Here is a 23452-nt window from a genome sequence, read left to right as displayed (position 1 = left end):
ATTATAAAGGAAAATAAACGATCTTTCATCTGATGAATAGGTTGGGCATAGTGAATCTGCATTATTTTCACGAAAATGAAGTGATTTCAAAGTCCGTCTTAATATAATAGTAGCAGGATGGAAAACAGACGAGAAAGTGGGGTGAGACTGATGGAACAGAAGACGCTGCTTGTGGTCGATTTTGAATTTACGATGCCTGATGGGAAATATCATCCGCAAAATTTTTTCCCGGAAATCATTGAAGCCGGTGTCGTCAAAGCATCAAATGAAACGATCATAGACACATTCTCAAGCTATGTCAAACCGAAAAAGTTCCCGAAGCTGACAAAGCGCTGTAAATCGTTCCTTGGCATTACGCAGCAGGATGTAGAAAGCGGGATTTCTTTTGAGACGTTTATCGAGAAGCTCGTGTCACTCGATGGGGGAGAAGACTGTGAGATTATCACATGGGGAAATATGGACATGAAGGTACTGAAGCAAAACTGTATGCTCAATCATATTGGTTTTCCTTTTAAGGGGAATCAAAGGGATCTGGCTTTTGAATATAAAACCTTTTTTGGGGATAGAACACTCACAGGACTTCGGAAAGCAGCTAAGGAGTACGGCAGTGAAGGAGCTGGTAAGCATCATAAAGCACTCGATGATGCCATGACCACTTATCAGCTGTTCACCCTTTTTGAAAAAGATCGATCCTATGTGGAAAATCCGCAAACAACCAAAATTGGTGAACTCATTGACTTCTCTCACTTTTTTGATTCGGCAGATTAGCGGGCGTCTTCTGGAAAATAATCTTTTTCAAGAGAAGAGAGGCACGCTCTTGATTTTTCAGCCCACTTGGAATCATCCGCACTGAGCCCTTTTTTCAATTTGTCTACGGCGTCTTTCAGTGATACTTGATAATCAGGGATGTCGCCATCATAAGGCTTGACCATATGATGAGGGATGTTCGTCTGTTCCCTAAAGGCCAAAGCCCGTCTTTCCTGAAAAAAAGGTACGTCCGCTTCTTTTGGATGATGCAGGTCACCTTGAGTGGGGTGTGTGAAAACCGCTTTTACTTGAACGAGATAAGTAGATGGTTTAACGGCTGTCACTTCCCCAATGTAAACACCTGTTTTGTAAAAACCTTTCACGATTTGTCCAATCTGAATGTCTGTCATATGAAATTCCTCCATTTCCTTCGCATAAGAAGGTATTTCCTTTCTTTTAGCCAATATAGTGAAGTAAACGAGCAAAAGGGGGAAGAGCGGAACATGTCGTTCATCATATTCTTTCTACTGTATTTTCCTGAAGATAAAAGGGAGTATATCCCTGCGGCAATCACGACGGTGCTTTTCTTTGCTGCTGCATTTATTTGCTTTCGTCTGATCGTTCGTGCTTCTAAGAAGCAGGAGCAGATCGATGAAAAAAGGACAAAAAAAATGGATTGATCATTTTCTTCTTGTATCTTCAGGAAACTTCACGGTGACTGTTGTACCAGACTGCAATGAGCTTTTGAAACGAATGGTTCCATGATGATTTTCAATGATGGAAAATGTCACTGTCAACCCAAGCCCTGTTCCTTTATTTTTCAATGTGTAATAGGGTTCACCAAGCTTTTTCATTTGACTTTCTGACATGCCTACACCGTTATCAACGAAATAAAGGCAGATTCGATGATTTTCTTTTGAAGCAAATAGTTCGATTTTACCTTCGTGTTCGGGCGCTGCTTCGATTGCATTTTTGATTAAATTAATCATGACTTGTTTGATTTTCGTTTCATCACCTTGGATGTATAAGTCTGGTTCAATCGATTGATGAATCGTGACCGACTTAAAATTCGCATAGGATGTCATCAGCGATGCACACTCTTCAAGTAATTTAGATAAATTGAGAGACTCAATTTGATAATAATTTTGTTTCGCAATATCAAGATAGCTCGTAATAATATCCTGCGCACGGTCAAGTTCAGATAAAACGAGATTTTTATAATCTTTATTGGTTGACGGCTCTTTCGTATTGTCACTTGAAAAGAGCAGTTGGATAAATCCTCTCACCACCGTCAGTGGATTGCGGACTTCATGGGCGACACTTGCTGCAAGTTCACTCACAATCGTCAGTTTCTCTGATTGGACAAGCTGTGTTCTCATTTGCGCATTCTCTTTCACAAACTCAATGGAATAAATACTCAGCACAAGAAAGAATATGTAGTAAAGAGTTGAGAAAAATAATTCGAGCAGCTTTTGTTGCATAATGAATGCAGGGCTGTACTCAATTAAGCTGACCACAAGCAGTCCAATGTAAATAAACATCCCTTTTGATAACGCAATTAGGACTCCGTATAACAGCTTTCTCTGCTTAGAATATTGGCGCCATTTCCGGTAAAGCAGGAAAGGAATGAAAAAGTAAATCGGTACAACAATCAATCCAACCCATAAAAAAGAGCCATACATCACGAACTTTACGGTTGAACTAACTAAGATAGCAACGATTCCGGCGGTATATCCCCCGTATAAAATAGCCAGTACAAGGGGAATCGATTGAAGCCCAGTCTGCAAATCTAAAATCGAACCAACTGGATACATAATACATAGTGCTGATGAAATGGATGCAAATATGGTGATGAGCAGTTTATTCGTTTTAGGGAAATGAGCAGGGGTCCGGCTTAGCCATAGTGCATGATATAAAAAGATTGGAAATAGAATAAAAGATACATGGAGCAGAAAATCCTTGAACATTTCCATTTAAATGCTCTCCTCGTAAATAATTGTAATTCCTCTCATTATATCATTTCATGTACAAAGTAGATATGATAATAGGAGGGTTTTTTTCTTTAAAAAGAACACCCGTTAGGATGTTCTTTTGATAGAAATGGTTTTATTCGGATGATAGAGTGAATGCTTGATGAAGGCGCTTCATACCTTCTTTTACTGCTCCGGCAGGACAGCCTAGATTCATTCGAATAAAGCCGTCTCCTTCGTGCCCATATACGTTTCCGAGCTCTAGTATGACCTTGCCCTTTTTCAGCAGATTACGTTTCAATTCTGCTTGAGTGAGCTCATAATCACGAATATCCAGCCATAATAGATAAGAAGCATCTGGTTTCATATAACGCATGCTCGGCAGGTATTCATCAATATAATCCATTGCGATCTTCATATTATTTTCGAGATAAAGAACAAGTGAATCAAGCCACTCATCTCCGTGGCGATAGGCCGCCTCCATGGCAGGAATCGCAAAGGCATTCAGTTTGGACAATCCATTTCTTTGCAATTCATTGGTGAAAAGGGTTCTTTTTTCTTCATCAGAAATGATAATGGCAGATGCCTGAAGACCAGCTAAATTAAATGTTTTACTCGGTGCAATACACGTTACCGTGATGTTAGCTATCTCATCAGAAAGGCTGGCAAAAGGCACATGCGGCTGTCCGTAAAGCATCAGATCCGAATGAATTTCATCTGACACGACGGTGACACCGTACTGTACACATAGGTCTCCTACACGCTTTAATTCCTCTTTTGACCAAGCTCTCCCTGAAGGATTATGCGGATGACAAAGAAACATCAGCTTTGCTTCTGGTCTGCTTAATTTTTTCTCTAAATCATCAAAATCCATCATGTAACGGTTGTTTTCTATTTTTAAAGGATTGGTTGAGACGATACGTCCATTTCTTTCAATCATTTGATAGAAGGGCGTATACACCGGTGACTGAATGACCACTTCATCATTCGGAGCTGTAAAGGCTTGTACCGCAAAACTAAGTGCTGTCACGATACCTGGTGTGAAGGTGACGGCATCTGTTTGTATCGTCCAACCGTGTCTTCTTTTGAGCCAGTCAGCTACTGCTTGCTGTGTTTCCTGATCCTGAAATGCATAGCCGAATACACCGTGATCTAATCGTTCTTTTAAAGCATCAAGCACGACTTGGGGCGCTTTAAAATCCATATCTGCTACCCACATTGGCAGCGCATCTGTTGTCAGGAACAAAGACTCTGCTTGATCCCATTTGACTGATTTTGAACCTTTACGTATGATCTGTTCGTCGAAATTCATGAAACCCACCTCTAGCCGTTTTTCAACCACTCTTGGTTGTGCTAAAATAAACATCATAAAATTTATTATAAGCGGTGATCCCCATGAAAGATAGTCAAGCTGTAGAAGAGATGATTCAAATCATTAAGGCATGGGACCCTTTTCAGTATGGAGAGGACTTTTACGAAACGGAGCCTGCTGACGTCATCAGTGCCTTATACGACGCAGAAGACCCGTTATCTTTCGCGAAAGACATTCAAGCCATTTACCATCACTCATTTGATCAGCTTCTTCCGATGGAAAGCTGTCAGCATATCGCAAATCAGCTTTTTGTCATAAGAGAAGGTAGCTCCTGCTCGTTTTAAGACAGGCTGAAATGACCAATTTGATCAGACACAAAGACCGGATTTTCCTCAGGGATGAGGTGCCCGGTTTTTTTTAATGCGTGAAAGGTTGAATGCGGCAGATCCTTGTGCAGTCTTTCGCCAATTTGAATAGGAACGATCCGGTCTTCCTCCCCCCAAATCAGCAGGACAGGTGTCTCCATTTTCTTTAAGACATCTGACGCTAAATCGCCTTCCCTGTGCCGAATCAAACGAAAAATACCTCTGAAAATTTGGTCATCTGAAAAAGGCTTTAAATATCCGTCCACCATCTCTTGATCAATAATCGAATGATCATGCACAACAGCGGTTAAATTTTTCATAATACCTTGCTTGAACAACTTTCTTTTTAAATAGAGATAAAAATAAGGAATATATGTGCTGTAAACAAGCGACTTTTTGGACTTATTCATATACCCTGAACTGCATAAAAGAACGGCTTTTTCAAATAGGTCGGGACGCTCAGAGGCAGCATATAAAGCAATTTGTCCCCCCATGGAATGCCCCACGAGGATCGCATGCTGAATCTGCAAATAACCAGCTAGTTCAATGATGATTTTTGCCATGTTGCGATAGCTGTAAATGAACGTATTTGATTTTTCGGACTGCCCGAATGGAGGCAGATCAATCGCAATTAAATTGAAGTCTTGTTTCAGAAGCGGGATGAGCTTTCGATAGCTGAAGGTAGATGAGAAAAGGCCGTGAATCAAAATCAATGTCTTCTTACCTTCATTTGGATAGTGTTCGTAATAGATATCTAAACCGAATTTACTTTTCATATAGGATGGCTGTACAATGTCCACACTCATCAACTCCGATATTTGATACTCACTCTCTGTTAGGTGACTGTATTGTACCCTAAAAAGTGGATTTTAAGCTACGATTAGAATCTTTTCCCTGCTTAGCATAATGGGAAAAACGTGCTATAATGTTCAGAAGATTTTTTAAAACTAGCTTTTTACAATCAGAGGTGTGAAATCAATGAAACTAACCGAAAAAGAAACTGAAATATTAGAGATTTTAGATGAAAACAGCCGCGCCGATTTAAATACAATTGCAAAAATGGCAGGTGTGACATCAGAAGAAGCAGAAGCCATTATTCAAAAGCTCGAAGATCAAAAAGTCATTATTGATTATTCGACCATGATTGACTGGCGAAAAGTAGACGGACACGAAGGCGTTACAGCGATGATTGATGTGAAAGTGACCCCAAAAAGAGGCGTCGGTTTTGATGAAATTGCTGAACGCATTTACAGGTTCCAAGAAGTGGAGTCCGTGTATTTAATGTCAGGCGTGTATGATTTATCTGTTGTGATCAGAGGAAGATCCATGTCTGATATCGCCCGCTTCGTATCTGAAAAATTATCGACACTTGATTCTGTTGTTTCAACCACTACCCACTTTATTTTGAAAAGATATAAGCATGATGGGAAAGTCTTTGAAACAGGGGACGATGACAAAAGAATCGTGGTGTCTCCTTAAATGAAAAAGTCTTATTTATCTGAAACGGTACAAAGCATTCAGCCGTCAGGTATTCGGAAATTCTTTGATTTGGCAGCCACAATGGAAGGGGTTATCTCCCTCGGGGTCGGCGAACCGGATTTCGTGACAGCTTGGAATGTGAGAGAAGCCAGTATTATGTCTTTAGAGCAAGGACTGACCTCTTATACAGCAAATGCTGGGCTGCTCTCTTTGCGAAAAGAATTGAGTCATTATTTATATAAGCGGTTTCACATTGAGTACAGTCCTGAAGAAGAACTCATTATTACCGTTGGCGGAAGCCAGGCGCTTGATTTGGCCTTTCGCGCCATTTTAAACAACGGGGACGAAGTAATCATCCCAGAGCCTTGTTTCGTCGCATATGGGGCTCTGACGACACTTGCGGGCGGTGTACCGGTTTATTTAAGTACATCGGCTGAAAAAGATTTTAAAGCCGATTCTGCTGATCTTCGTACGAAGCTGACGCCGAAAACAAAAGCTATCTTGCTATGCTCTCCATCAAACCCAACAGGGTCTGTTTACTCGAAAGAAGAGCTTGAAGATATTGCTCAGTTTGCAAAGGAGCATGATCTTTTAATCATCACAGATGAGATTTATGCAGAGCTGACGTACGATGAAGCTTTTACGAGTGTGGCGGCGATTCAAGATATGAAGGAAAGAACGATTTTGATTTCAGGTTTTTCAAAAGGATTCGCTATGACGGGCTGGCGCTTAGGCTATGTGGCAGCACCGCCAGTCCTCCGTGATGCCATGCTGAAAATACATCAATATTCTATGATGTGTGCACCAGCTATGGCACAATATGCCGCAGAAGAAGCATTAAAAAATGGACTTGAAGATGTGGAGAAAATGAAGAAAAGCTACAGAAGGCGCCGTAATTTGTTTGTCGGCTCTCTCAATGAACTTGGACTCACTTGCCATCAGCCAAACGGAGCGTTTTACGCTTTCCCGTCCATTAAAAGCACAGGCATGACTTCAGAACAATTTGCTGAGGAGCTGCTGCTTAGCGAGAAAGTAGCGGTTGTCCCTGGAAATGTATTCGGTCCAAGTGGTGAAGGACATATTCGTTGTTCATATGCGTCGTCACTCGATCACTTGCAGGAATCACTTTCAAGAATCCAGCGTTTTTTACAGAATAGACAAGTGAAAGAAGAAGCACCTGCTATCTTAAAATAAAAAAAGGCATCAATCCATCTGGACTCATGCCTCTCAAATTAGGGGGGAATACTAGAAAGCATTCTTGTTTTCAGGTATTCCCCCTTTTAAACTGATCTAAACCCAATTAAAAAATATTTTGCGTAAAAGAGCGTTCTGTGATATAGTTTTTAATTGCGTATAAACGAATATTAAAACATTTATTTAGGAGTTGTTATCATGGCGACAAAGTTTGAAGTAGGCAGTGTTTACACTGGTAAAGTAACAGGATTACAAGCGTATGGTGCGTTTGTTGCATTAGATGAAGAAACTCAAGGACTTGTGCATATTTCTGAAGTAACACATGGCTTTGTAAAAGACATCAACGAGCACCTTTCAATTGGTGACGAAGTACAAGTAAAAGTTCTTTCTGTTGATGAAAATGCAGGTAAAATCAGCCTTTCTATCCGTGCGACACAAGATGCACCAGAAAGAAAAGAAAGCAAACCAAAGAAACAAAGACCACAGCAAGCGAAAGAAGAAGCTGCTGCACCACAAGGTTTCAATACACTGAAAGATAAACTTGAAGAGTGGATTGAGCAATCTAACCGTAAAGACCTTATCAAGAAATAAAAAAAGCACCGCTTCAAACGGTGCCTTAGGCTGCCTCATAGGCAGTCTTTTTTTTATGTCTTTTTCATTAGCGGACCTCTGGATTTGGCTCGTCACGGCGGACAGCTTCTTCACTAGGTTTGAACAACAGACCAAGATTGACAAGACCTGCAATTCCAACAAGACCATAAATAATACGTGATAATGCAGCACCTTGACCGCCAAAGATCGCTGCTACTAAGTCAAATTGAAAAAAGCCGATTAGTCCCCAGTTAATAGCACCGATAATCGTGAGCACGAGGGCAATACGCTGAATAGCACTCATCGTGATTCCTCCTTTCGCTACAGTATCAATACATTTATATTTTGCAGATTTTTAGCCAAACTATGCGTAAGAAAATGGATGAAAGCAAATTACTTTACTTTTGGAATGAAAGAAGCGCATAATGTAGCGCGAGGAGGAGATCACATGGATCGATTTACTTATTGGAACCCAACGAAATTAATTTTTGGAAAGGGAGAAGTATCAGCCCTTTCAGATGAACTAAAACACTACGGAAAAAACGTATTGCTTGTATATGGTGGAGGCAGCATTAAACGAAATGGCCTTTATGACCAAGTTGTCAGCATCTTAAAAGAATCAGGAGCTACAATTACTGAGCTTGCTGGTGTTGAGCCCAACCCGCGCTTAACAACGGTTAGAAAAGGGGTTGAGCTTTGCAAAGAGAACCAAATTGACTTTATATTGGCAGTCGGCGGCGGTAGTGTCATTGACGCAACAAAAGCGATCGCAGCTGGTGCGAAATACGATGGAGATGCTTGGGATATCGTCACTCGTAAGCATGTCCCAATGGAAGCCATCCCATTTGGTACAGTATTAACACTTGCCGCGACAGGTTCTGAAATGAACTCTGGCTCCGTCATCACAAACTGGGAAACAAATGAGAAATACGGATGGGGCAGTCCAGCTGTCTTCCCTAAATTCTCTATTCTTGACCCAGTCAATACATTTACTGTGCCAAAAAACCATACGATTTATGGCATGGTCGACATGATGTCTCACGTATTTGAACAATATTTCCATCACACGGAGAATACACCTTACCAAGATCGTATGTGTGAAGGACTTCTTCGTACGGTCATTGAAACAGCACCGAAGCTGATCAATGATTTGGAAAACTATGAGCTTCGTGAAACGATTTTATTCACAGGCACCATTGCACTGAATGGAATGCTTTCAATGGGCGCACGCGGAGACTGGGCATCTCACAATATTGAGCATGCGGTATCCGCGGTGTATGACATCCCTCATGCAGGCGGACTTGCGATCTTGTTCCCGAACTGGATGAAGCATGTCATTCAAGAAAACCCAGGTCGCTTCAAGCAATTAGCAGTGCGTGTATTCGATGTAGATCCTGCAGGCAAAACAGACGAAGAAGTTGGCTTAGAAGGAATCGAAAAACTTTCTGCTTTCTGGACAAGTCTAGGCGCACCAAACCGTTTAGCTGACTATGACATCAACGATGAGAAAATTGATCTGATTGCAGACCGTGCAATGGCACGTGGTGAATTTGGCCAATTTAAAAAGCTGAACAAAGAAGATGTGCTAGCTATTTTAAACGCTTCTTTATAATCGAACATGGAAAAGATAGCTGCTTTTAAGCAGTTATCTTTTTTGAGTTCTGCATGTACATATGTTACAGTAGTCTTTCATGTTTTTGGATATAAATGTTTTAAGGAGATGTAGAACAGATGGAAAACTTTATTTACTATAATCCAACGAAGTTGATGTTTGGAAAAGGACAACTAGACGGACTAAAAAGCGAACTCGCTCGTTATGGAAAGCGAGTGCTTCTTGTATATGGTGGAGGCAGTATTAAGAAAAATGGTCTTTATGATAAGGTTATCAGCGCTTTAAATGAAGCAGAGGCTGACGTATTTGAACTGTCAGGAGTTGAACCGAACCCTCGTCTCACTACAGTGCAAAAAGGGATCGACATTTGCCAAAATGAGAACATTGATTTCTTATTAGCAGTTGGTGGGGGAAGTGTCATCGACTGTACAAAAGCCATTGCAGCTGGAGCAGAATATGACGGGGATGTATGGGATATTATTTCAAAGAAAACGACCGCTCAAAAAGCACTGCCATTTGGCACAGTATTGACACTTGCAGCGACAGGCTCAGAAATGAACCCGGATTCTGTGATCACGAACTGGGAAACAAATGAAAAGTACGTGTGGGGCAGTTCAGTCACGCACCCTGCTTTTTCAATATTAGATCCTGAGCACACATATTCTGTGCCAGAGAATCAAACGGTGTATGGCATGGTTGATATGATGAGCCATGTATTTGAACAATACTTCCATAATGTCAAAAACACGCCTCTACAAGATCGGATGTGTTTTGCTGTTCTTCAAACAGTCATTGAGACAGCACCAAAGCTACTTGAAGACTTACAAAACTATGAGCACCGTGAAACCATCCTTTATGCAGGAACAATTGCTTTAAATGGCACGCTGCAAATGGGCTATTTTGGCGACTGGGCATCACATACGATTGAGCATGCAGTATCAGCAGTCTATGACATTCCGCATGCAGGTGGACTTGCGATCCTCTTCCCAAACTGGATGCGTCATACACTTGATCATAATGTCGAACGTTTTAAAAACCTCATGTTGAACATGTTTGACATTGAGACAGAAGGAAAATCGGATCGTGACATCGCATTAGAAGGAATCGACAAGCTGTCAGCCTTCTGGACAAGCCTAGGTGCACCGAGCCGTTTAGCGGATTATGATATTGGTGAAGATCAACTGGACAAAATTGCTGACATCGCAGCAAAAGAAATGGAATATGGTGGTTTTGGTAACTTTATGAAACTTGGCCGTGATGACATTTTAGCGATTTTGAAAGCTTCTCTATAATTTGGATGGCCGCTTCTCTTCATGAGGAGCGGCTTTTTGCTGCACCAATGACGATCACTTGATTTCAATAGCTAGTTCCGCTAAAGTGAAAGGGACAGAACTAACGTAATGGAGGGCTTACAAGCGATGACACATATTCAATTTGACTACTCGAAAGCGTTACCTTTCTTTCAAGAACATGAGCTTACATATTTAAAAGATTTTGTGAAGGTGGCCCATCATAATATTCATGAACAAACGGGTACTGGCAGTGATTATTTAGGCTGGGTTGACTTACCGAAGCAATATGATCGCGAAGAATTTGCCCGCATTAAAAAAAGTGCAGAAAAGATTAAATCTGATTCTGATGTATTACTCGTTGTTGGAATTGGTGGTTCTTATCTTGGTGCACGTGCGGCCATTGAGTTTTTAAACCATTCTTTCTATAATAGTTTGCCAAAAGGCAAACGCAAAACACCGCAAATCATCTTTATTGGAAACAACATCAGTTCTTCTTATTTAACAGATGTAATGGATCTGCTAGAAGATGCCGATTTCTCCATTAACGTGATTTCAAAATCTGGTACAACTACAGAGCCAGCCATTGCGTTCCGTATCTTTAAAAAGCTCCTTATCGAAAAATATGGTGCTGAAGAAGCGAAAAAACGCATCTATGCGACAACTGACAAGGCACGCGGGGCACTCAAAACATTAGCAACTGAAGAAGGCTATGAATCATTTATCATCCCTGATGACGTCGGCGGACGCTATTCCGTTTTAACAGCAGTTGGTCTATTGCCAATCGCTGTAAGCGGTGCAGACATTGATCAAATGATGGAAGGTGCTGCGAAAGCAAGTGAAGACTTCGCATCATCTGAGCTCTCAGAAAATGCGGCTTATCAATATGCGGTTGTCCGTAATGTTCTTTACAATAAAGGACGGACAATTGAAATGCTGATTAACTATGAGCCAGGCTTACAGTACTTTGCGGAGTGGTGGAAGCAGTTATTCGGCGAAAGTGAAGGGAAAGATGAAAAAGGAATCTATCCTTCATCTGCGAACTTCTCAACGGATCTTCATTCACTTGGTCAATATGTACAAGAAGGAAGAAGAGACTTGTTTGAAACCATCGTGAATGTAGACAAGCCACGACATGAACTTGTCATCGAAGCAGAAGAACAAGACCTTGATGGGTTAAACTATCTTGCAGGAAAAACGGTTGATTTCGTCAATAAAAAAGCATTTGAAGGCACAATGCTTGCTCATACGGATGGAAAAGTACCGAACCTGATTGTGACAATTCCTGAAATGGATGCTTATACATTCGGATATCTCGTGTACTTCTTTGAAAAAGCATGTGCGATGTCTGGGTATTTACTAGGCGTCAATCCATTCGACCAGCCTGGAGTAGAAGCGTATAAAGTGAACATGTTTGCTTTATTAGGAAAACCGGGCTTCGAAGAGAAAAAGGCAGAACTTGAGAGCCGTCTCAAACAATCATAAGAATAAAAGGCACATCTTTTCATAAGGTGTGCCCCAGATTGTTGACAAAGGGCTAAAATGAACTGTATTTTAGCCCTTTGTCTTCTTTTTAGCGTGATAGAAAACCTTTGAAGTCTAGGAAGGACGAGTACTGGAGCGGAGCGAATTGGACATTCGTGAGCACCAGTGCGCAGGACTGACAACGAATGCGAGGGTTTGTCTACACGCTAAGGCACATCTTTTCATAAGGTGTGCCTTTTTTTATGTTCTCATGGTGTCAGTGCAAGCCTCCCTAAGCTCTGTACATAGAATAATCAATGGAGGAGGTTGATGAAGCGATGAGAACAAATCATATTTATATCCATGACATTTCCGGGCAGGCCATCGTTAACTTTGGGAATGTTGGACAAATTTGTCCAATGAGTGCTACGAAAGAAACATCAGGAGCGGGCAGTGCGAACGAGACAAATGCATCATCCAGCCAAAGCTTATTTGATGCTGCTTTTACAAACAATGTGCAAATCACGAAAGGCAAATGTATGAATTCCTCTCTTTAACGAACCCTATACAAAAAGGAGGGTTCTGTATGATTCATGTACCATCTAGGCTGACTGGTGAAAGCTTTTCACTGTACCATTTAGAAGAAAACATGAAGCCGCTCGGATATGTCATTAATGGGAATTGGGATTATGATCATGGATATTTTGATTATAAAATTGACAACCGTGACGGCTATACCTTTCTCAGAGTTCCGTTTACAGCCGAGAAAGGACAGCTGGATCAGCCAGGCGTTGTGGTGAAAATGGGACATCCATTTCTCTTAAAGCATGTCTATCAAGATAAATTAGATGACCATGCGATGGTTGGAAATGTAGGGGCATCTTTTAACCAATTCCAAGAACCGAAAGAGAAAGACGGAGATGTGTCAAAGGCTTATGCCGAAATTGGCTTTTCACTCGTCAAAGAATTAGAAGATGTACTGCTTTAAAAGCTGATCAGCTCATCCTCTGGATGAAGCTCATATCCAAAAGGAGGATTCATCATGGGTCCTTCTTTTTTTTGTACGCCTACAATGATCACATGATGCTCTAAAAAGTGATGAAGTGCCGTTAAGAATGTCTCTCCAGCTAATGAAGCTGGTACTGGAATGATAGTGATCTGTTTATGGAGGGTCATGTTTCTTTTGATTTTTAACGCCATGAGCTGTTCTTTTAAAAGAAAATGCTCCACCATTAAATGATTCACGGCATCAGAAGTATGGATGACTTGATTGGCTCCAGCCCGCTCAGCATTTTTCACATAGCGATCGGTTAAAATTTCAATTAAACAATATAACGAAGGATTTAATCCTTTTGCCGCAAGCAAGGTTAAGACACTCTGCATATCAGCCGTCACTTCATTTTCATGCTGGTCTGCGGTAATCATCAATGTATCAGCACTCATAATATTTGCTCTGCGAAGTGTGGCATCCTCTGTACCATGGCCTTTAATAAAATGGACATTCTCTAAAAGAGGTCCTTCCTTTAAGGAATCATCAATGAGTACAATCGGCATGGCGGGATCAATGGTTTGAAACGATTGAAGCAGTTTGTTCGTTTTCTCATTCCAGCCAACGATAATGACATGTCCTTTCCCCTTAAAAGCGACCTTTCCTTCTACATAATGGTGCTGCTTACTGAACACAGCGGCAGCGAGTGTGGCAAAATAAGCCGTGACAAAGCTTGCCCCGATCAGAATCAGCGCCATACCTGCGATTTGTCCGGGCATGGTTTGCGGCACAAAATCACCATAGCCGACCGTCGCGACTGTAATGAGAGCCCACCAGATCCCATCAAAGATCGTATGATACTGCTTTGGTTCAAGTATGACGATTAATTGTCCAAAAAAGAGAAGCAAGAAACAGATGATGATCGCAATGCGAACATAAAGAGGCCATCTTAGCCAGGCAATGAAGATACGGTTTGATTTCATCGAACTCGTCCTTTCAGGGAGACTGCTAATGTCAGTATGCCCGATTAGGAAACAATTTTTCATCATCGTCATGTATTGAAACAGAACCCATATCTTAAAATAAGAGAGAAGAAGGAGGGAATGCGAATGTCGTTTGTTCAAAAGACCGTACTTCTTTTTATCGGCGCACACTTTTTATCATCTGCGGTGATTTTACTCGTGTTTGATTTAAATGCGGTGAACCATTTTATGAATGATTTCTCGTGGCTTCGTTTTTTTCAAGACCTATATGGAACGGTGACATTTTATACAGCATGCATCGGAATGTTCTTCTTTTTCATTGGTGTAGTGATTCCCCTTAAAAAGACCTAGTGCTTTTTGCTGTACACGTTACATAAAAGTCATTAAAATTGTAAATAAATATATAAAATAAAAAGGAAGCTGATGAGCATGCTGTTTTTTTATTTTTTAACATTTGCCGCATTGGGATTGTCTTTTTGGGCACAATTTAAAGTAAAGAATAATTTTGAAAAGTATTCAAAGGTTGAAGCTGCCAGTATGAAAACAGGTGCTGAAACCGCTCGATATATTTTAGATCGCAACGGGTTATACGACGTACCCGTTGAACCGGTAAGAGGAACTTTGACTGATCATTACGACCCGACGCAGCGTGTGGTTCGTTTATCTGAACCAGTGTATTATGGCCATTCCATTTCGGCCATTTCAGTCGCATCACACGAGGTTGGACATGCCTTGCAGCATCAGGAATCCTATGGTGCGCTTGTCTTGAGACATAAGATCTTCCCTGTCGTGAACTTTGCATCTGGTGTTGCCCCGCTTCTTTTCCTAGGTGGATTATTGCTCGGCAGCCTTAACTTAATCGGGCTTGGGATCGTTCTGTTCTCAGCTGCTGTGTTCTTTCAGCTAGTGACATTGCCTGTTGAGTTTAACGCAAGTTCTCGTGCAAAGAATATCATTGTTTCAGAAGGAATCATTAGAAGCAGTGAAGAAAGAGGCGTGAACAAGGTGTTAAATGCCGCAGCTCTTACGTACGTAGCAGCGGCCCTTGTCTCCCTGTTTGAATTGCTCCGTTTTGTAATGATCTTCCTAAATGGCCGTAATGATTAATTGACGCCAGAGGAGGTGAGCCCTTACCCGTGTTAGGTAAGGGTTTTTTTGTATATTTTAAACGTATTTTTAGTCCTATTACTCATTGCTGCGACAGCATTTTTTGTTGTCACTGAATTTGCGATTGTGAAAATTAGAGGCTCAAAAATCAATCAGCTGATTGAAAGCGGTGATAAGAGAGCCATTCATGTTCAGAAACTGACAACCAACCTTGATGAATATTTATCTGCCTGTCAGCTTGGCATTACCATCACGGCATTAGGCTTAGGGTGGTTAGGGGAGCCAACAGTGGAACATTTCCTGCATCCGCTTTTTGAAAAGGCAGGGCTTCATTCCGCTTTGACAGACATCATATCGTTTATCATTGCCTTTGTGATCATTACGTTTTTGCATGTTGTCGTTGGGGAACTTGCTCCCAAAACGATCGCCATTCAAAAGGCAGAAGCCGTCAGTCTTGTGACGGCAAAACCTCTTATTTTTTTCTATAAAGTCATGTACCCGTTTATTAAAGCATTAAATGGGGCTGCACGAGGCATTGTGAAATTATTTGGTTTTCATTCTGTCAAAGAACATGAAGTGGCGATCAGTGAGGAAGAATTGCGTCTCATCCTGTCTGAAAGCTACGAAAAGGGCGAGATCAACCAATCTGAATACAAATATGTCAATAAAATATTTGAATTTGATAACCGAGTGGCGAGAGAGATTATGATCCCGCGCACAGAAATCTCTGCCATTGAAATTGAACAGAGCCTGGAAGACGTGACGCATTATATGCTGAACGAAAGGTATACACGTTATCCTGTCATTAAAGAAGACAAAGATCATGTCATTGGTGTGATCAATAGCAAAGACGTATTTAAAGCAAGTTTTCTCAATCAAGAGGTGTCCATTGAAGACTTAATGCGCCCTGTCATTCGTGTCATTGAAAGTACACCGATTCAAGAACTGCTGATTTTGATGCAAAAGGAACGGATTCATATGTCGGTGCTTGTAGATGAATACGGTGGAACAGCAGGTCTCGTCACAGTTGAAGACATATTAGAAGAAATTGTGGGCGAGATTCGAGATGAATATGATCAAGATGAAACCCCGCATATTGTGAAAAAAGGTGACTTCCACTATGTCATGGATGGAAAAGCCTTGATCGATGAAGTAAATGATTTATTGGATTTAGCGATTGAAAATGATGATGTTGATACAATTGCCGGCTGGATGATGACGCATAAAATTGATTTTGACATTGGTGATATCATTGAAGCAGAAGGCTGTGAATTTAAAATTGTCGATGCAGAAGATCATCATATTCGAACCATAGAAGTAAAAAAGGTTCACTTTTCCTAAAAACCTCGGAGCTATTGACGAGGTTTTTTTGCTTGGTAAACTTTAGGTAAGAGGATTTGTTTCTGCCAACCGGCAGTGATTGATTTCACATAAAAAGGGTATGGTTTTATAGACATGATCAAAAGGAGCCAGTGAAATGAAAAAAATCAACGTACAAACAGACAAACACGCTGACATGATAGACATTACCCATGAAGTTCAGCAATATGTCCGGGAAACTGGGATTCAAAACGGAACGGTTATGGTCTATTGTCCACATACGACGGCTGGAATCACCATTAATGAAAATGCCGACCCAGACGTCAAACGTGATATGCTGCGCCGGCTTGACGAAGTCTTTCCGTGGGAACATTCAAAAGATCGTCATATGGAAGGCAATACAGCAGCGCATATGAAAGCTAGTTATATGGGAGCATCTCAGCACGTTCTTGTCCATCATGGTGATCTTGTGCTTGGAACGTGGCAGGGAATCTATTTTTGTGAGTTTGACGGACCGAGACATCGTCACTTTTATGTACAGGTGTCATCTAACGAGTAAGGGCGGGGGAGAAGATGGGAGAATTCACAGCGTTACTTCAAATTGAACATGGCATCATTCAAGCACCAATGGCAGGAGGAGCGGTGACGCCGCAGCTTGTCGCCGCTGTTTCACAATATGGGGGTCTCGGCAGCTTAGCAAGTGGTTATGTACAGCCTGAAAAGATGAGGCAGCAAATCAGACAGGTCAAACAGCTGACATCTCGTCCATTTCAAGTGAATGTGTTTGTCCCTGAACCCATTTCAGAAACGAAAACAGAAGATGTATCATTTTGGACAGATCGGCTGCCTGTCATACCAGAAGCACAGATAATCCCTAGCGAAGAAGAATTATGGAAGGACTATGAACAAAAAATCAACATTCTTCAAGAAGAAGAAGTCCCAGCTGTGTCGTTTACATTTGCCTGTCCAAACGAACAAACAATTCATCACCTGAAACAAAAGGGGATCTTTCTCATCGGAACAGCTACAACAAAAAAAGAAGCACTGCTGTTAGAAGAAAAAGGAATGGATGCCATTGTTCTGCAAGGAAGCGAAGCAGGAGGGCACCGAGGCACCTTTTTACCTTCAAAGGGAGATGCTCTGCAGGGACTTTTCTGCCTGATCAGTGATGTCAAGTCTGTCTGTCATATCCCATTGATTGCCGCTGGAGGTATCACAGACAGGACCACTATGAAAGCAGCACTAGCACTTGGAGCAGATTCGGTTCAAATAGGGACACGATTTTTAGCGAGTCAAGAAAGTGCTGCGGCAGATGTGTACAAAAAGGCGCTGTTACAGGCAGAAGGCAGTGAAACAGCGATGACACGGCTTTTCTCTGGAAAAAAAGCCAGAGGTATTGTCAATCAGTGGATGGAGGAAGAAAGACGAAATGAAGACCGGGTTCTTCCCTATCCTATACAGCACGTATGGACAACACCGATGCGAAAAGCGGCAGCTGCTGCAGGAAACCCAGAACAAATGGCTCTTTGGGCAGGTCAGGGGGTTGGCCGTATTCATTCCATTTTAACCGTTGAAGAGATCATGCATGAACTCACGCAGATATAATTTGATAATGGGTGGTGTGACAGGATGGAAATCTTAAAACATTCATATCGGAAAAAAGGACAAATTGAATTTCTATTTGATGATTTTCCGCACTCCCCTGCCGTCCTTACCCCCATTCGTCATTACTATTTCGTTCGTTATGTGAAATGGAATCAGCACGACCCTCCAGTCACAAGAAACGACCTAGAAGAAATGGAAATCCTAGCAAACGCAATGCTTGGCACGCTCCATGATTACCGCAAACGCAAGGCATACAAAGGCCCCTTGTCATAACCTATAGACAAGAGGCCTTTTTTAGCTGCCAAACATTTGCCTGAGATAAATAACATCCATCCTAGTAGTCTGCGGCAGTAAATAAGCGGACTGAACCGCCCCTGGCCGTCTTCTGGCATTTAATTTATCGATAATCTCTGCAGCTGTTAAGATCCCAAGCCCATGCCCATAATATTGATCTTCCCCTAAGTAAATCACATTTTCTCCGCGCCATTGAGACTGTTGATAGCTAAACTCTGGATTCTCGAAATATAGGCAATCCCCATAAATAAAATCATTTCCGCGCTCTGTATAAATGGACAATGTATCATAGTGCCAGTCATACAGTGTTAAACTTCTAAGTCTTCGATTGAACTTCTCGTCTCCTACCGTTTGCAAGACTCCCATATAAAACACAATGACAATCGCTGTGGCACATTCAAAGGCATATTTTGAGCCATTTTCAAAGATGTCTTTAATCCCTGTAGATGGCTCGACTTGATAGCGCAGTTCTAACGCTCCGGCCTCTGATACACGCCAATAGGCGTCATTCGCACGGGACCTTTGAAAGATAGCAAATGAGGCACCGCTCTTATTCAAATCTCTTGCCGCATTCATGATATTCGATCTTAAAGTCACTTCAAATAACAAATCAGATGCCTGCCTATAACGGAACGTATCATTTGAGGCTTGTAACTGCATCAAAATGATCCGCTTTTGTCCTTCTAGCTGAAACGATGCCAGCTGCTCATTTGTCACTGGCTGTCCTGAAAGGATAATCATATGAAAAGCGCCCCCTTTTGTATTAGCGTATGCGGGATGCTTGGGCAAGGTATCAATTTGTGGAAATAAACAAAAAGACATCCTTTTTATTTGAAAAACATGAAAATAATATGAAGCTGTCCGATATAAAACATAACGTTTAAAAGGAGGAAAAACATGAAAAGTATCATAAAATGGTTGAAAAAACCATCGATTTCTAAAAGGCTGATTATTTCATTCACACTTGTTCTCGTCTTGCCTATCATTACACTCAGTACGATTTCTTATCAGATTGCCAAAGAAGAATTAGATCATGAAATCATGTACGGAGCCAACGCAAGAGTCAATGAGCTGAATGACATGATCGAGCAAAAGCTTTTGAATAAGGAGAACGCAGTCAAACTGTTTACCGAAACATCCAGTGCTGCAGACTTTAAAAAGAAAAACCAGGACGAACTGTATGAGCATTTTGAGATATACAGTAAAATCAATGAAGACGATGTGGTTGGGTTTTATGCAGCAAGTAAAAATCGTGACTTTATTCAGTTCCCTAAAGTAGACATGCCAAAAGGCTATGATCCAACAACTCGTGATTGGTATAAAGCGGCGATGCAGGACGAAAAAGGTGAACCTGTGGTCACCAATCCATACATCTCTGCCACAACAAATGGCATGGTTGTCACAATCGCTCAGCGTCTGAAGGACGGGTCGGGAGCCATTGGGATTGATATTGATGTTCAGGATATCGTCGATAAAATGAAAGATATTAAAATTGGACGAGAAGGATATCCAATTATTGCAAATAAAAATAAACAGATTGTCGCTCATCCAGAAGAAAAATCAGGATCTGCAGTGACTGGAAATATTTCATCAATCCTTTACAGCAGCAAAGAAGGAACATCAACTTATGAGAATAAAGGAGAGCAAAAACGTCTCGTTTTTGTAACAAATGATTTAACAGGTTGGAAAATTGCTGGAACGATGTTTGTATCAGAAACAGAAGAAGCAGCACAGCCAGTTTGGAATTCTGCCATTATTCTTTTAATTTCTTCTTTTATCCTTGGCGGTATTGCGATCTTCTTTATCGTTCGCTCCATCACAATTGGACTTAGAAGGCTTGTTGATTTCTCAGAAAAGGTGAGTGAAGGGGATCTAACGGAAACCCTCGAAACCAAATCGAAGGATGAAATAGGAGACCTCACAAGAAGCTTTAGTAAGATGAGTGAATCTTTGCGTGAAGTTATCCGAGCGGTCCAGCAATCTGTCGACAATGTAGCTTCAGCTTCAGAAGAGCTGACTGCTAGTGCCAGCCAAACAAGTCAGGCGACAGAGCATATCACCATGTCGATTGAACAATTCTCAAATGGGAATGAAGCACAAAATGAGAAAGTCGAATCTAGCACGAATCAGCTTGTCGCAATGAATGAAGGATTACAAGGTATGTCACAAACTTCATCAGAAGTGACTGCTGTCTCCATTCAATCGACAGAAGCGGCTGGACAAGGCGGACGTATCGTTGAAAGCACAGCGAATCAAATGAAACATATCGATACATCTGTACAAGAAGCCGAACAAGTCATGAAAGAATTAGAATACAAATCTAAAGATATTACGAGCATTTTAAATGTCATTAATGGCATCGCAGATCAAACGAATTTACTTGCACTCAATGCAGCCATAGAAGCAGCAAGAGCAGGTGAATCAGGGCGCGGTTTCTCTGTCGTAGCAGAGGAAGTCAGAAAACTAGCAGTCCAATCTGCAGATTCAGCGAAAGAAATTGAAAAGCTGATCCAAGAAATTGTGTTGGAAATTTCCAAATCTCAAGAGATGTTCAAAGCTGTTAACCGAGAAGTAAATGCAGGACTTGGGATGACAGAAGAAGCAAAAGAAAGCTTCCAAAACATCTATGAGGCGGCAGAAGGTATGTCGAAAAAGCTCACTCAATTAAATGATACAGCGGTTGACCTATCAAGCGGATCAAAACTTGTGTCACAAGCCATGCAAGAGATGCGTCAAGTTTCAAGAGAAAGTGCGGCGAACATTCAAGATATTGCGGCATCTGCTGAAGAACAATTGGCATCTATGGAAGAAATTTCGTCCTCTTCTGTCACACTTGCCAATATGGCTGAGGAATTAAAAGAGCTGACAAGTCAATTTAAAATTGATTAAAAAACGATGAAAAAATATCCAGAATTGTCTGGGTATTTTTTTTATTTTTAAACGTCATTTCCAGCCCTCTAAAAATAAACCTTTCATCCGATAATAACTTTAGAGAAGTAAAGGGGGAAAGAGAAAATGGGAAAAATGATCCAATGGTTCAAAAAACCATCCATTTCTAAAAAATTAGTTATTGCCTTTTTGGTAGTCCTCATACTGCCAACCGTCGCACTCACAATCAGTGCATTTTTTACATCAAAAACAGAGTTAGACAAGCAGATTATGGGCAGTGCAATGAGTCAGGTCAATGCATTTGATACCTTAATCGATGAGAATATTGGGAACAAGGCAGAGGCTGTGACTCTGTTTACAGATGATCTCAAAGCGGCTAATCTTCAAGAAAAAAATAGAAAAGCTACCATTAAAGAATTGCAGCAATATGGAAAAATTAATGAAAAAGATGTCTCAGCCATTTATGCAGGTTCAGAAAAGGGTTTGTTCATGCAATACCCAGTTCAAAAAATGCCTGATGGCTATGACCCGCGAGAGCGTCCATGGTATCAAGAGGCCATGAGTGCTGATGGTAAACAAGTCATCACGAAGCCATATGTCGCAGCATCTACAGGTAAAATGGTCATCACCATTGCCCAAAAAACGAAAGATGGCTCAGGGGTGATTGGTCTTGATATGGAAATTGACAGCCTCATTCAAAAGCTAAAAGAAATCAAAATAGGTCAAAAAGGATATGCTTTCATCATGGAGAAGGATAAAACCGTGTTAGCAGATCCAACCCAAAAGCCAGGAAGCAAAGTCAATGAGAATTTGGCGAACATTATTTTTAAAAACAAACAAGGAAACGGCAGCTATACACTCAATGGAACAGATAAAAAGGTAGCTTATGTCACCAATGAACTAACCGGCTGGAAAATCGGCGGCACGATGCTCGTATCAGAAGTAGAGGATGCAGCTAAACCCGTTTTCAATACAGCCATTATTGTGTTCAGTGTGACACTGATCGTAGCAGGAACCCTCATCTTCTTTATTGTCCGCTCTATTTCAAGTAGATTATCCAATCTGGCCCGTTTCTCGAAAAAGGTCAGCGAAGGTGATTTACGTGATAAACTTCAGATTCAATCAGATGATGAAATAGGACAAGTTGGTAAAGGCTTTAATACGATGATTGACTCATTAAGATCCCTCATTGGTGCCGTCCAAACCTCCGTTGAAAATGTCGCTTCTTCATCAGAAGAACTGACCGCAAGCGCAGGACAAACAAGTAAAGCAACAGAGCATATTACATTAGCCATTGAACAATTCTCTACTGGTAACGAAAGCCAGAATGATAAAGTGGAATCAAGCTCAGAAGAGTTAGAAGAAATGAACAGAGGCCTTCAGCACATGAATGAATCGGCTGAATCGATTACCGCTTCATCCATCAAATCAACAGAGATTGCAGGAGAAGGCGGACAGCTAGTAGAAAAAACAGCCTCTCAAATGAACGTGATTGATCAATCAGTGAAAAAAGCAGAGAATGTCATCAGTGCGCTAGAAAGCAAATCAAAAGATATTACCCAGATTCTTGGTGTCATTAATGGCATCGCAGATCAAACGAATTTACTTGCGCTGAATGCAGCGATTGAGGCAGCAAGAGCTGGAGAATCTGGTCGAGGTTTCTCCGTTGTAGCAGAAGAAGTAAGAAAACTTGCTGTTCAATCTGCCAACTCAGCGAAAGAAATTGAAAACTTAATCAAAGAAATCGTTCAAGATATTGATGTATCACAAGAAGTATTCACAGCAGTAAATCAAGAAGTTCAATCAGGCTTAAGCTTTACTGAACAAACGAAAGTCAGCTTCCACAATATTTTCGACATGACCAAAGAAATCTCAGATCAGCTCCAAACAATGAATCGAACAGTTGTCCAGTTGTCAAAAGGATCTGCACATGTTTCTGAGGCTGTCCGTGAGATTGCAGACGTATCACGTGAAAGCTCCGCCAATATTCAAGACATTGCCGCTTCAGCTGAAGAACAGCTGGCATCAATGGAAGAGATCAGCTCATCCTCTGCCACCCTTTCTTCAATGGCAGAAGAATTACGTGATTTGATTAGCAAATTTAAAGTCGAATAAACCAAATGAAAAGAACCTCCAGCTTTTTGGGGTTCTTTTTTGAAGTGAATAAATCGAAAGAAATAGGTAAATATGCTTATTTTGGTGGTTTTTTGAACATTACACCTTGAAAAATAATCCGTATTACC

The 23452-nt window shown here is 41.2% G+C and carries 26 protein-coding genes; 19 read left to right on the top strand and 7 right to left on the bottom strand.

Translation table 11 applies throughout. The annotated features are described in order from the left end of the window. Positions 1-150: 150 nt before the first annotated feature. A complete protein-coding gene (kapD, locus tag NSQ70_RS14470) occupies positions 151-768 on the top strand; it encodes a 3'-5' exonuclease KapD (RefSeq protein WP_025207898.1) in 618 nt (205 codons plus the stop codon). Here kapD and NSQ70_RS14465 read toward each other — a convergent pair. Continuing rightward, complete coding sequence (locus NSQ70_RS14465; protein WP_047945340.1) at positions 765-1157, bottom strand: kinase-associated lipoprotein B; 393 nt, start codon at positions 1155-1157, stop codon at positions 765-767. The genes kapD and NSQ70_RS14465 overlap by 4 nt on opposite strands. Positions 1158-1250: 93 nt before the next feature. On the opposite strand from NSQ70_RS14465, the gene NSQ70_RS14460 reads away from it, so the two are divergent. After that, positions 1251-1427 carry a hypothetical protein gene (locus NSQ70_RS14460; protein ID WP_008345810.1) on the top strand — a complete coding sequence of 59 codons (177 nt, stop codon included), beginning with the start codon at positions 1251-1253 and terminating at the stop codon, positions 1425-1427. Here NSQ70_RS14460 and NSQ70_RS14455 read toward each other — a convergent pair whose 3' ends face one another. Both NSQ70_RS14455 and NSQ70_RS14450 read right to left on the bottom strand, forming a co-directional pair. Next, positions 1428-2720 (bottom strand): HAMP domain-containing sensor histidine kinase, encoded by a 1293-nt coding sequence (locus NSQ70_RS14455; protein WP_008345807.1) that lies wholly within the window; start codon positions 2718-2720, stop codon positions 1428-1430. It lies immediately after the preceding gene. A gap of 133 nt (positions 2721-2853) precedes the next feature. Further along, the gene (locus NSQ70_RS14450) at positions 2854-4029 is read right to left on the bottom strand and encodes a MalY/PatB family protein (protein ID WP_327872259.1); all 1176 of its coding nucleotides are present in this window, start codon (positions 4027-4029) and stop codon (positions 2854-2856) included. A gap of 83 nt (positions 4030-4112) precedes the next feature. Here NSQ70_RS14450 and NSQ70_RS14445 point away from each other — a divergent pair, with 83 nt between their 5' ends. After that, complete coding sequence (locus NSQ70_RS14445; protein ID WP_045034535.1) at positions 4113-4373, top strand: YugE family protein; 261 nt, start codon at positions 4113-4115, stop codon at positions 4371-4373. On the opposite strand, the gene NSQ70_RS14440 is transcribed toward NSQ70_RS14445, so the two are convergent. Next, positions 4370-5194 carry an alpha/beta hydrolase gene (locus NSQ70_RS14440; protein WP_017358960.1) on the bottom strand — a complete coding sequence of 275 codons (825 nt, stop codon included), beginning with the start codon at positions 5192-5194 and terminating at the stop codon, positions 4370-4372. The two genes, NSQ70_RS14445 and NSQ70_RS14440, sit on opposite strands and share 4 nt — an antisense overlap. A 178-nt stretch (positions 5195-5372) precedes the next feature. On the opposite strand from NSQ70_RS14440, the gene NSQ70_RS14435 reads away from it, so the two are divergent. From NSQ70_RS14435 to yugI, 3 genes are all read left to right on the top strand, one after another. Then, positions 5373-5873: an Lrp/AsnC family transcriptional regulator gene (locus NSQ70_RS14435; RefSeq protein ID WP_007500517.1), complete on the top strand. Its 501-nt coding sequence runs from the start codon at positions 5373-5375 to the stop codon at positions 5871-5873. Next, positions 5874-7067 carry an aminotransferase gene (locus tag NSQ70_RS14430; protein ID WP_039169726.1) on the top strand — a complete coding sequence of 398 codons (1194 nt, stop codon included), beginning with the start codon at positions 5874-5876 and terminating at the stop codon, positions 7065-7067. Between the two features lie 198 nt (positions 7068-7265). Further along, positions 7266-7658 (top strand): S1 domain-containing post-transcriptional regulator GSP13, encoded by a 393-nt coding sequence (gene yugI / locus NSQ70_RS14425; protein WP_024719717.1) that lies wholly within the window; start codon positions 7266-7268, stop codon positions 7656-7658. 67 nt (positions 7659-7725) lie between these two features. Here yugI and NSQ70_RS14420 read toward each other — a convergent pair whose 3' ends face one another. Continuing rightward, positions 7726-7962 carry a DUF378 domain-containing protein gene (locus NSQ70_RS14420; protein WP_008345792.1) on the bottom strand — a complete coding sequence of 79 codons (237 nt, stop codon included), beginning with the start codon at positions 7960-7962 and terminating at the stop codon, positions 7726-7728. A 144-nt stretch (positions 7963-8106) separates the two neighbouring features. Here NSQ70_RS14420 and NSQ70_RS14415 point away from each other — a divergent pair, with 144 nt between their 5' ends. From NSQ70_RS14415 to NSQ70_RS14395, 5 genes are all read left to right on the top strand, one after another. After that, positions 8107-9270, top strand: coding sequence for an iron-containing alcohol dehydrogenase (locus tag NSQ70_RS14415; protein ID WP_008345790.1), 1164 nt, complete (start codon positions 8107-8109; stop codon positions 9268-9270). Between the two features lie 119 nt (positions 9271-9389). After that, positions 9390-10562 carry an iron-containing alcohol dehydrogenase gene (locus tag NSQ70_RS14410; RefSeq protein WP_039169723.1) on the top strand — a complete coding sequence of 391 codons (1173 nt, stop codon included), beginning with the start codon at positions 9390-9392 and terminating at the stop codon, positions 10560-10562. 126 nt (positions 10563-10688) lie between these two features. Further along, positions 10689-12044, top strand: coding sequence for a glucose-6-phosphate isomerase (locus NSQ70_RS14405; protein ID WP_024719715.1), 1356 nt, complete (start codon positions 10689-10691; stop codon positions 12042-12044). Between the two features lie 317 nt (positions 12045-12361). Beyond that, entirely contained in the window at positions 12362-12580 is a 219-nt protein-coding gene (locus NSQ70_RS14400) for a spore germination protein (protein ID WP_327872260.1), read from the top strand. Positions 12581-12609: 29 nt separating this feature from the next. Continuing rightward, entirely contained in the window at positions 12610-13011 is a 402-nt protein-coding gene (locus tag NSQ70_RS14395; protein ID WP_024719713.1) for a YugN-like family protein, read from the top strand. On the opposite strand, the gene NSQ70_RS14390 is transcribed toward NSQ70_RS14395, so the two are convergent. Continuing rightward, positions 13008-13994, bottom strand: coding sequence for a potassium channel family protein (locus NSQ70_RS14390; protein ID WP_041507696.1), 987 nt, complete (start codon positions 13992-13994; stop codon positions 13008-13010). The genes NSQ70_RS14395 and NSQ70_RS14390 overlap by 4 nt on opposite strands. A gap of 126 nt (positions 13995-14120) precedes the next feature. Between NSQ70_RS14390 and NSQ70_RS14385 the strand changes: the two genes are divergently transcribed. The 6 genes from NSQ70_RS14385 (at position 14121) to NSQ70_RS14360 (ending at position 18299) form a co-directional block, all read left to right on the top strand. Beyond that, a complete protein-coding gene (locus NSQ70_RS14385) occupies positions 14121-14345 on the top strand; it encodes a hypothetical protein (protein WP_008345775.1) in 225 nt (74 codons plus the stop codon). 81 nt (positions 14346-14426) lie between these two features. Beyond that, positions 14427-15101 (top strand): zinc metallopeptidase, encoded by a 675-nt coding sequence (locus NSQ70_RS14380; RefSeq protein ID WP_024719711.1) that lies wholly within the window; start codon positions 14427-14429, stop codon positions 15099-15101. A gap of 48 nt (positions 15102-15149) precedes the next feature. Next, entirely contained in the window at positions 15150-16442 is a 1293-nt protein-coding gene (locus NSQ70_RS14375) for a hemolysin family protein (RefSeq protein WP_024719710.1), read from the top strand. A 136-nt stretch (positions 16443-16578) separates the two neighbouring features. Continuing rightward, complete coding sequence (locus NSQ70_RS14370) at positions 16579-16980, top strand: secondary thiamine-phosphate synthase enzyme YjbQ (protein WP_047945337.1); 402 nt, start codon at positions 16579-16581, stop codon at positions 16978-16980. Positions 16981-16994: 14 nt separating this feature from the next. Continuing rightward, on the top strand, positions 16995-18026 hold the full coding sequence (locus NSQ70_RS14365) for a nitronate monooxygenase (RefSeq protein ID WP_256688680.1): 1032 nt from the start codon (positions 16995-16997) through the stop codon (positions 18024-18026). Between the two features lie 24 nt (positions 18027-18050). Next, positions 18051-18299 carry a hypothetical protein gene (locus NSQ70_RS14360; protein ID WP_041091815.1) on the top strand — a complete coding sequence of 83 codons (249 nt, stop codon included), beginning with the start codon at positions 18051-18053 and terminating at the stop codon, positions 18297-18299. A 21-nt stretch (positions 18300-18320) separates the two neighbouring features. Here the strand turns inward: NSQ70_RS14360 and NSQ70_RS14355 are convergent, their stop codons facing one another. Continuing rightward, positions 18321-19061 (bottom strand): protein-glutamine gamma-glutamyltransferase, encoded by a 741-nt coding sequence (locus tag NSQ70_RS14355; protein ID WP_008345763.1) that lies wholly within the window; start codon positions 19059-19061, stop codon positions 18321-18323. Positions 19062-19217: 156 nt separating this feature from the next. Here NSQ70_RS14355 and NSQ70_RS14350 point away from each other — a divergent pair, with 156 nt between their 5' ends. Continuing rightward, entirely contained in the window at positions 19218-21209 is a 1992-nt protein-coding gene (locus NSQ70_RS14350; RefSeq protein ID WP_327872261.1) for a methyl-accepting chemotaxis protein, read from the top strand. Positions 21210-21335: 126 nt separating this feature from the next. After that, entirely contained in the window at positions 21336-23324 is a 1989-nt protein-coding gene (locus NSQ70_RS14345) for a methyl-accepting chemotaxis protein (protein ID WP_335350721.1), read from the top strand. Positions 23325-23452 lie beyond the last annotated feature (128 nt).

It is taken from the genome of Bacillus sp. FSL R5-0397 (assembly GCF_038593395.1).
Taxonomy (GTDB): domain Bacteria; phylum Bacillota; class Bacilli; order Bacillales; family Bacillaceae; genus Bacillus; species Bacillus altitudinis.
The sequence above is the reverse complement of the archived record's forward strand: the minus strand, read 5'-3'. Positions and strand labels throughout refer to the sequence as shown.

Excerpts from the sequence above, each read along its gene's own strand:
- kapD (WP_025207898.1), top strand. The coding sequence starts at position 151 with ATGGAACAGAAGACGCTGCTTGTGGTCGATTTTGAATTTACGATGCCT.
- NSQ70_RS14465 (WP_047945340.1), bottom strand. The coding sequence starts at position 1,157 with ATGACAGACATTCAGATTGGACAAATCGTGAAAGGTTTTTACAAAACA.
- NSQ70_RS14460 (WP_008345810.1), top strand. The coding sequence starts at position 1,251 with ATGTCGTTCATCATATTCTTTCTACTGTATTTTCCTGAAGATAAAAGG.
- NSQ70_RS14455 (WP_008345807.1), bottom strand. The coding sequence starts at position 2,720 with ATGGAAATGTTCAAGGATTTTCTGCTCCATGTATCTTTTATTCTATTT.
- NSQ70_RS14450 (WP_327872259.1), bottom strand. The coding sequence starts at position 4,029 with ATGAATTTCGACGAACAGATCATACGTAAAGGTTCAAAATCAGTCAAA.
- NSQ70_RS14445 (WP_045034535.1), top strand. The coding sequence starts at position 4,113 with ATGAAAGATAGTCAAGCTGTAGAAGAGATGATTCAAATCATTAAGGCA.
- NSQ70_RS14435 (WP_007500517.1), top strand. The coding sequence starts at position 5,373 with ATGAAACTAACCGAAAAAGAAACTGAAATATTAGAGATTTTAGATGAA.
- NSQ70_RS14430 (WP_039169726.1), top strand. The coding sequence starts at position 5,874 with ATGAAAAAGTCTTATTTATCTGAAACGGTACAAAGCATTCAGCCGTCA.
- yugI (WP_024719717.1), top strand. The coding sequence starts at position 7,266 with ATGGCGACAAAGTTTGAAGTAGGCAGTGTTTACACTGGTAAAGTAACA.
- NSQ70_RS14420 (WP_008345792.1), bottom strand. The coding sequence starts at position 7,962 with ATGAGTGCTATTCAGCGTATTGCCCTCGTGCTCACGATTATCGGTGCT.
- NSQ70_RS14415 (WP_008345790.1), top strand. The coding sequence starts at position 8,107 with ATGGATCGATTTACTTATTGGAACCCAACGAAATTAATTTTTGGAAAG.
- NSQ70_RS14410 (WP_039169723.1), top strand. The coding sequence starts at position 9,390 with ATGGAAAACTTTATTTACTATAATCCAACGAAGTTGATGTTTGGAAAA.
- NSQ70_RS14405 (WP_024719715.1), top strand. The coding sequence starts at position 10,689 with ATGACACATATTCAATTTGACTACTCGAAAGCGTTACCTTTCTTTCAA.
- NSQ70_RS14400 (WP_327872260.1), top strand. The coding sequence starts at position 12,362 with ATGAGAACAAATCATATTTATATCCATGACATTTCCGGGCAGGCCATC.
- NSQ70_RS14395 (WP_024719713.1), top strand. The coding sequence starts at position 12,610 with ATGATTCATGTACCATCTAGGCTGACTGGTGAAAGCTTTTCACTGTAC.
- NSQ70_RS14390 (WP_041507696.1), bottom strand. The coding sequence starts at position 13,994 with ATGAAATCAAACCGTATCTTCATTGCCTGGCTAAGATGGCCTCTTTAT.
- NSQ70_RS14385 (WP_008345775.1), top strand. The coding sequence starts at position 14,121 with ATGTCGTTTGTTCAAAAGACCGTACTTCTTTTTATCGGCGCACACTTT.
- NSQ70_RS14370 (WP_047945337.1), top strand. The coding sequence starts at position 16,579 with ATGAAAAAAATCAACGTACAAACAGACAAACACGCTGACATGATAGAC.
- NSQ70_RS14365 (WP_256688680.1), top strand. The coding sequence starts at position 16,995 with ATGGGAGAATTCACAGCGTTACTTCAAATTGAACATGGCATCATTCAA.
- NSQ70_RS14360 (WP_041091815.1), top strand. The coding sequence starts at position 18,051 with ATGGAAATCTTAAAACATTCATATCGGAAAAAAGGACAAATTGAATTT.
- NSQ70_RS14355 (WP_008345763.1), bottom strand. The coding sequence starts at position 19,061 with ATGATTATCCTTTCAGGACAGCCAGTGACAAATGAGCAGCTGGCATCG.
- NSQ70_RS14350 (WP_327872261.1), top strand. The coding sequence starts at position 19,218 with ATGAAAAGTATCATAAAATGGTTGAAAAAACCATCGATTTCTAAAAGG.
- NSQ70_RS14345 (WP_335350721.1), top strand. The coding sequence starts at position 21,336 with ATGGGAAAAATGATCCAATGGTTCAAAAAACCATCCATTTCTAAAAAA.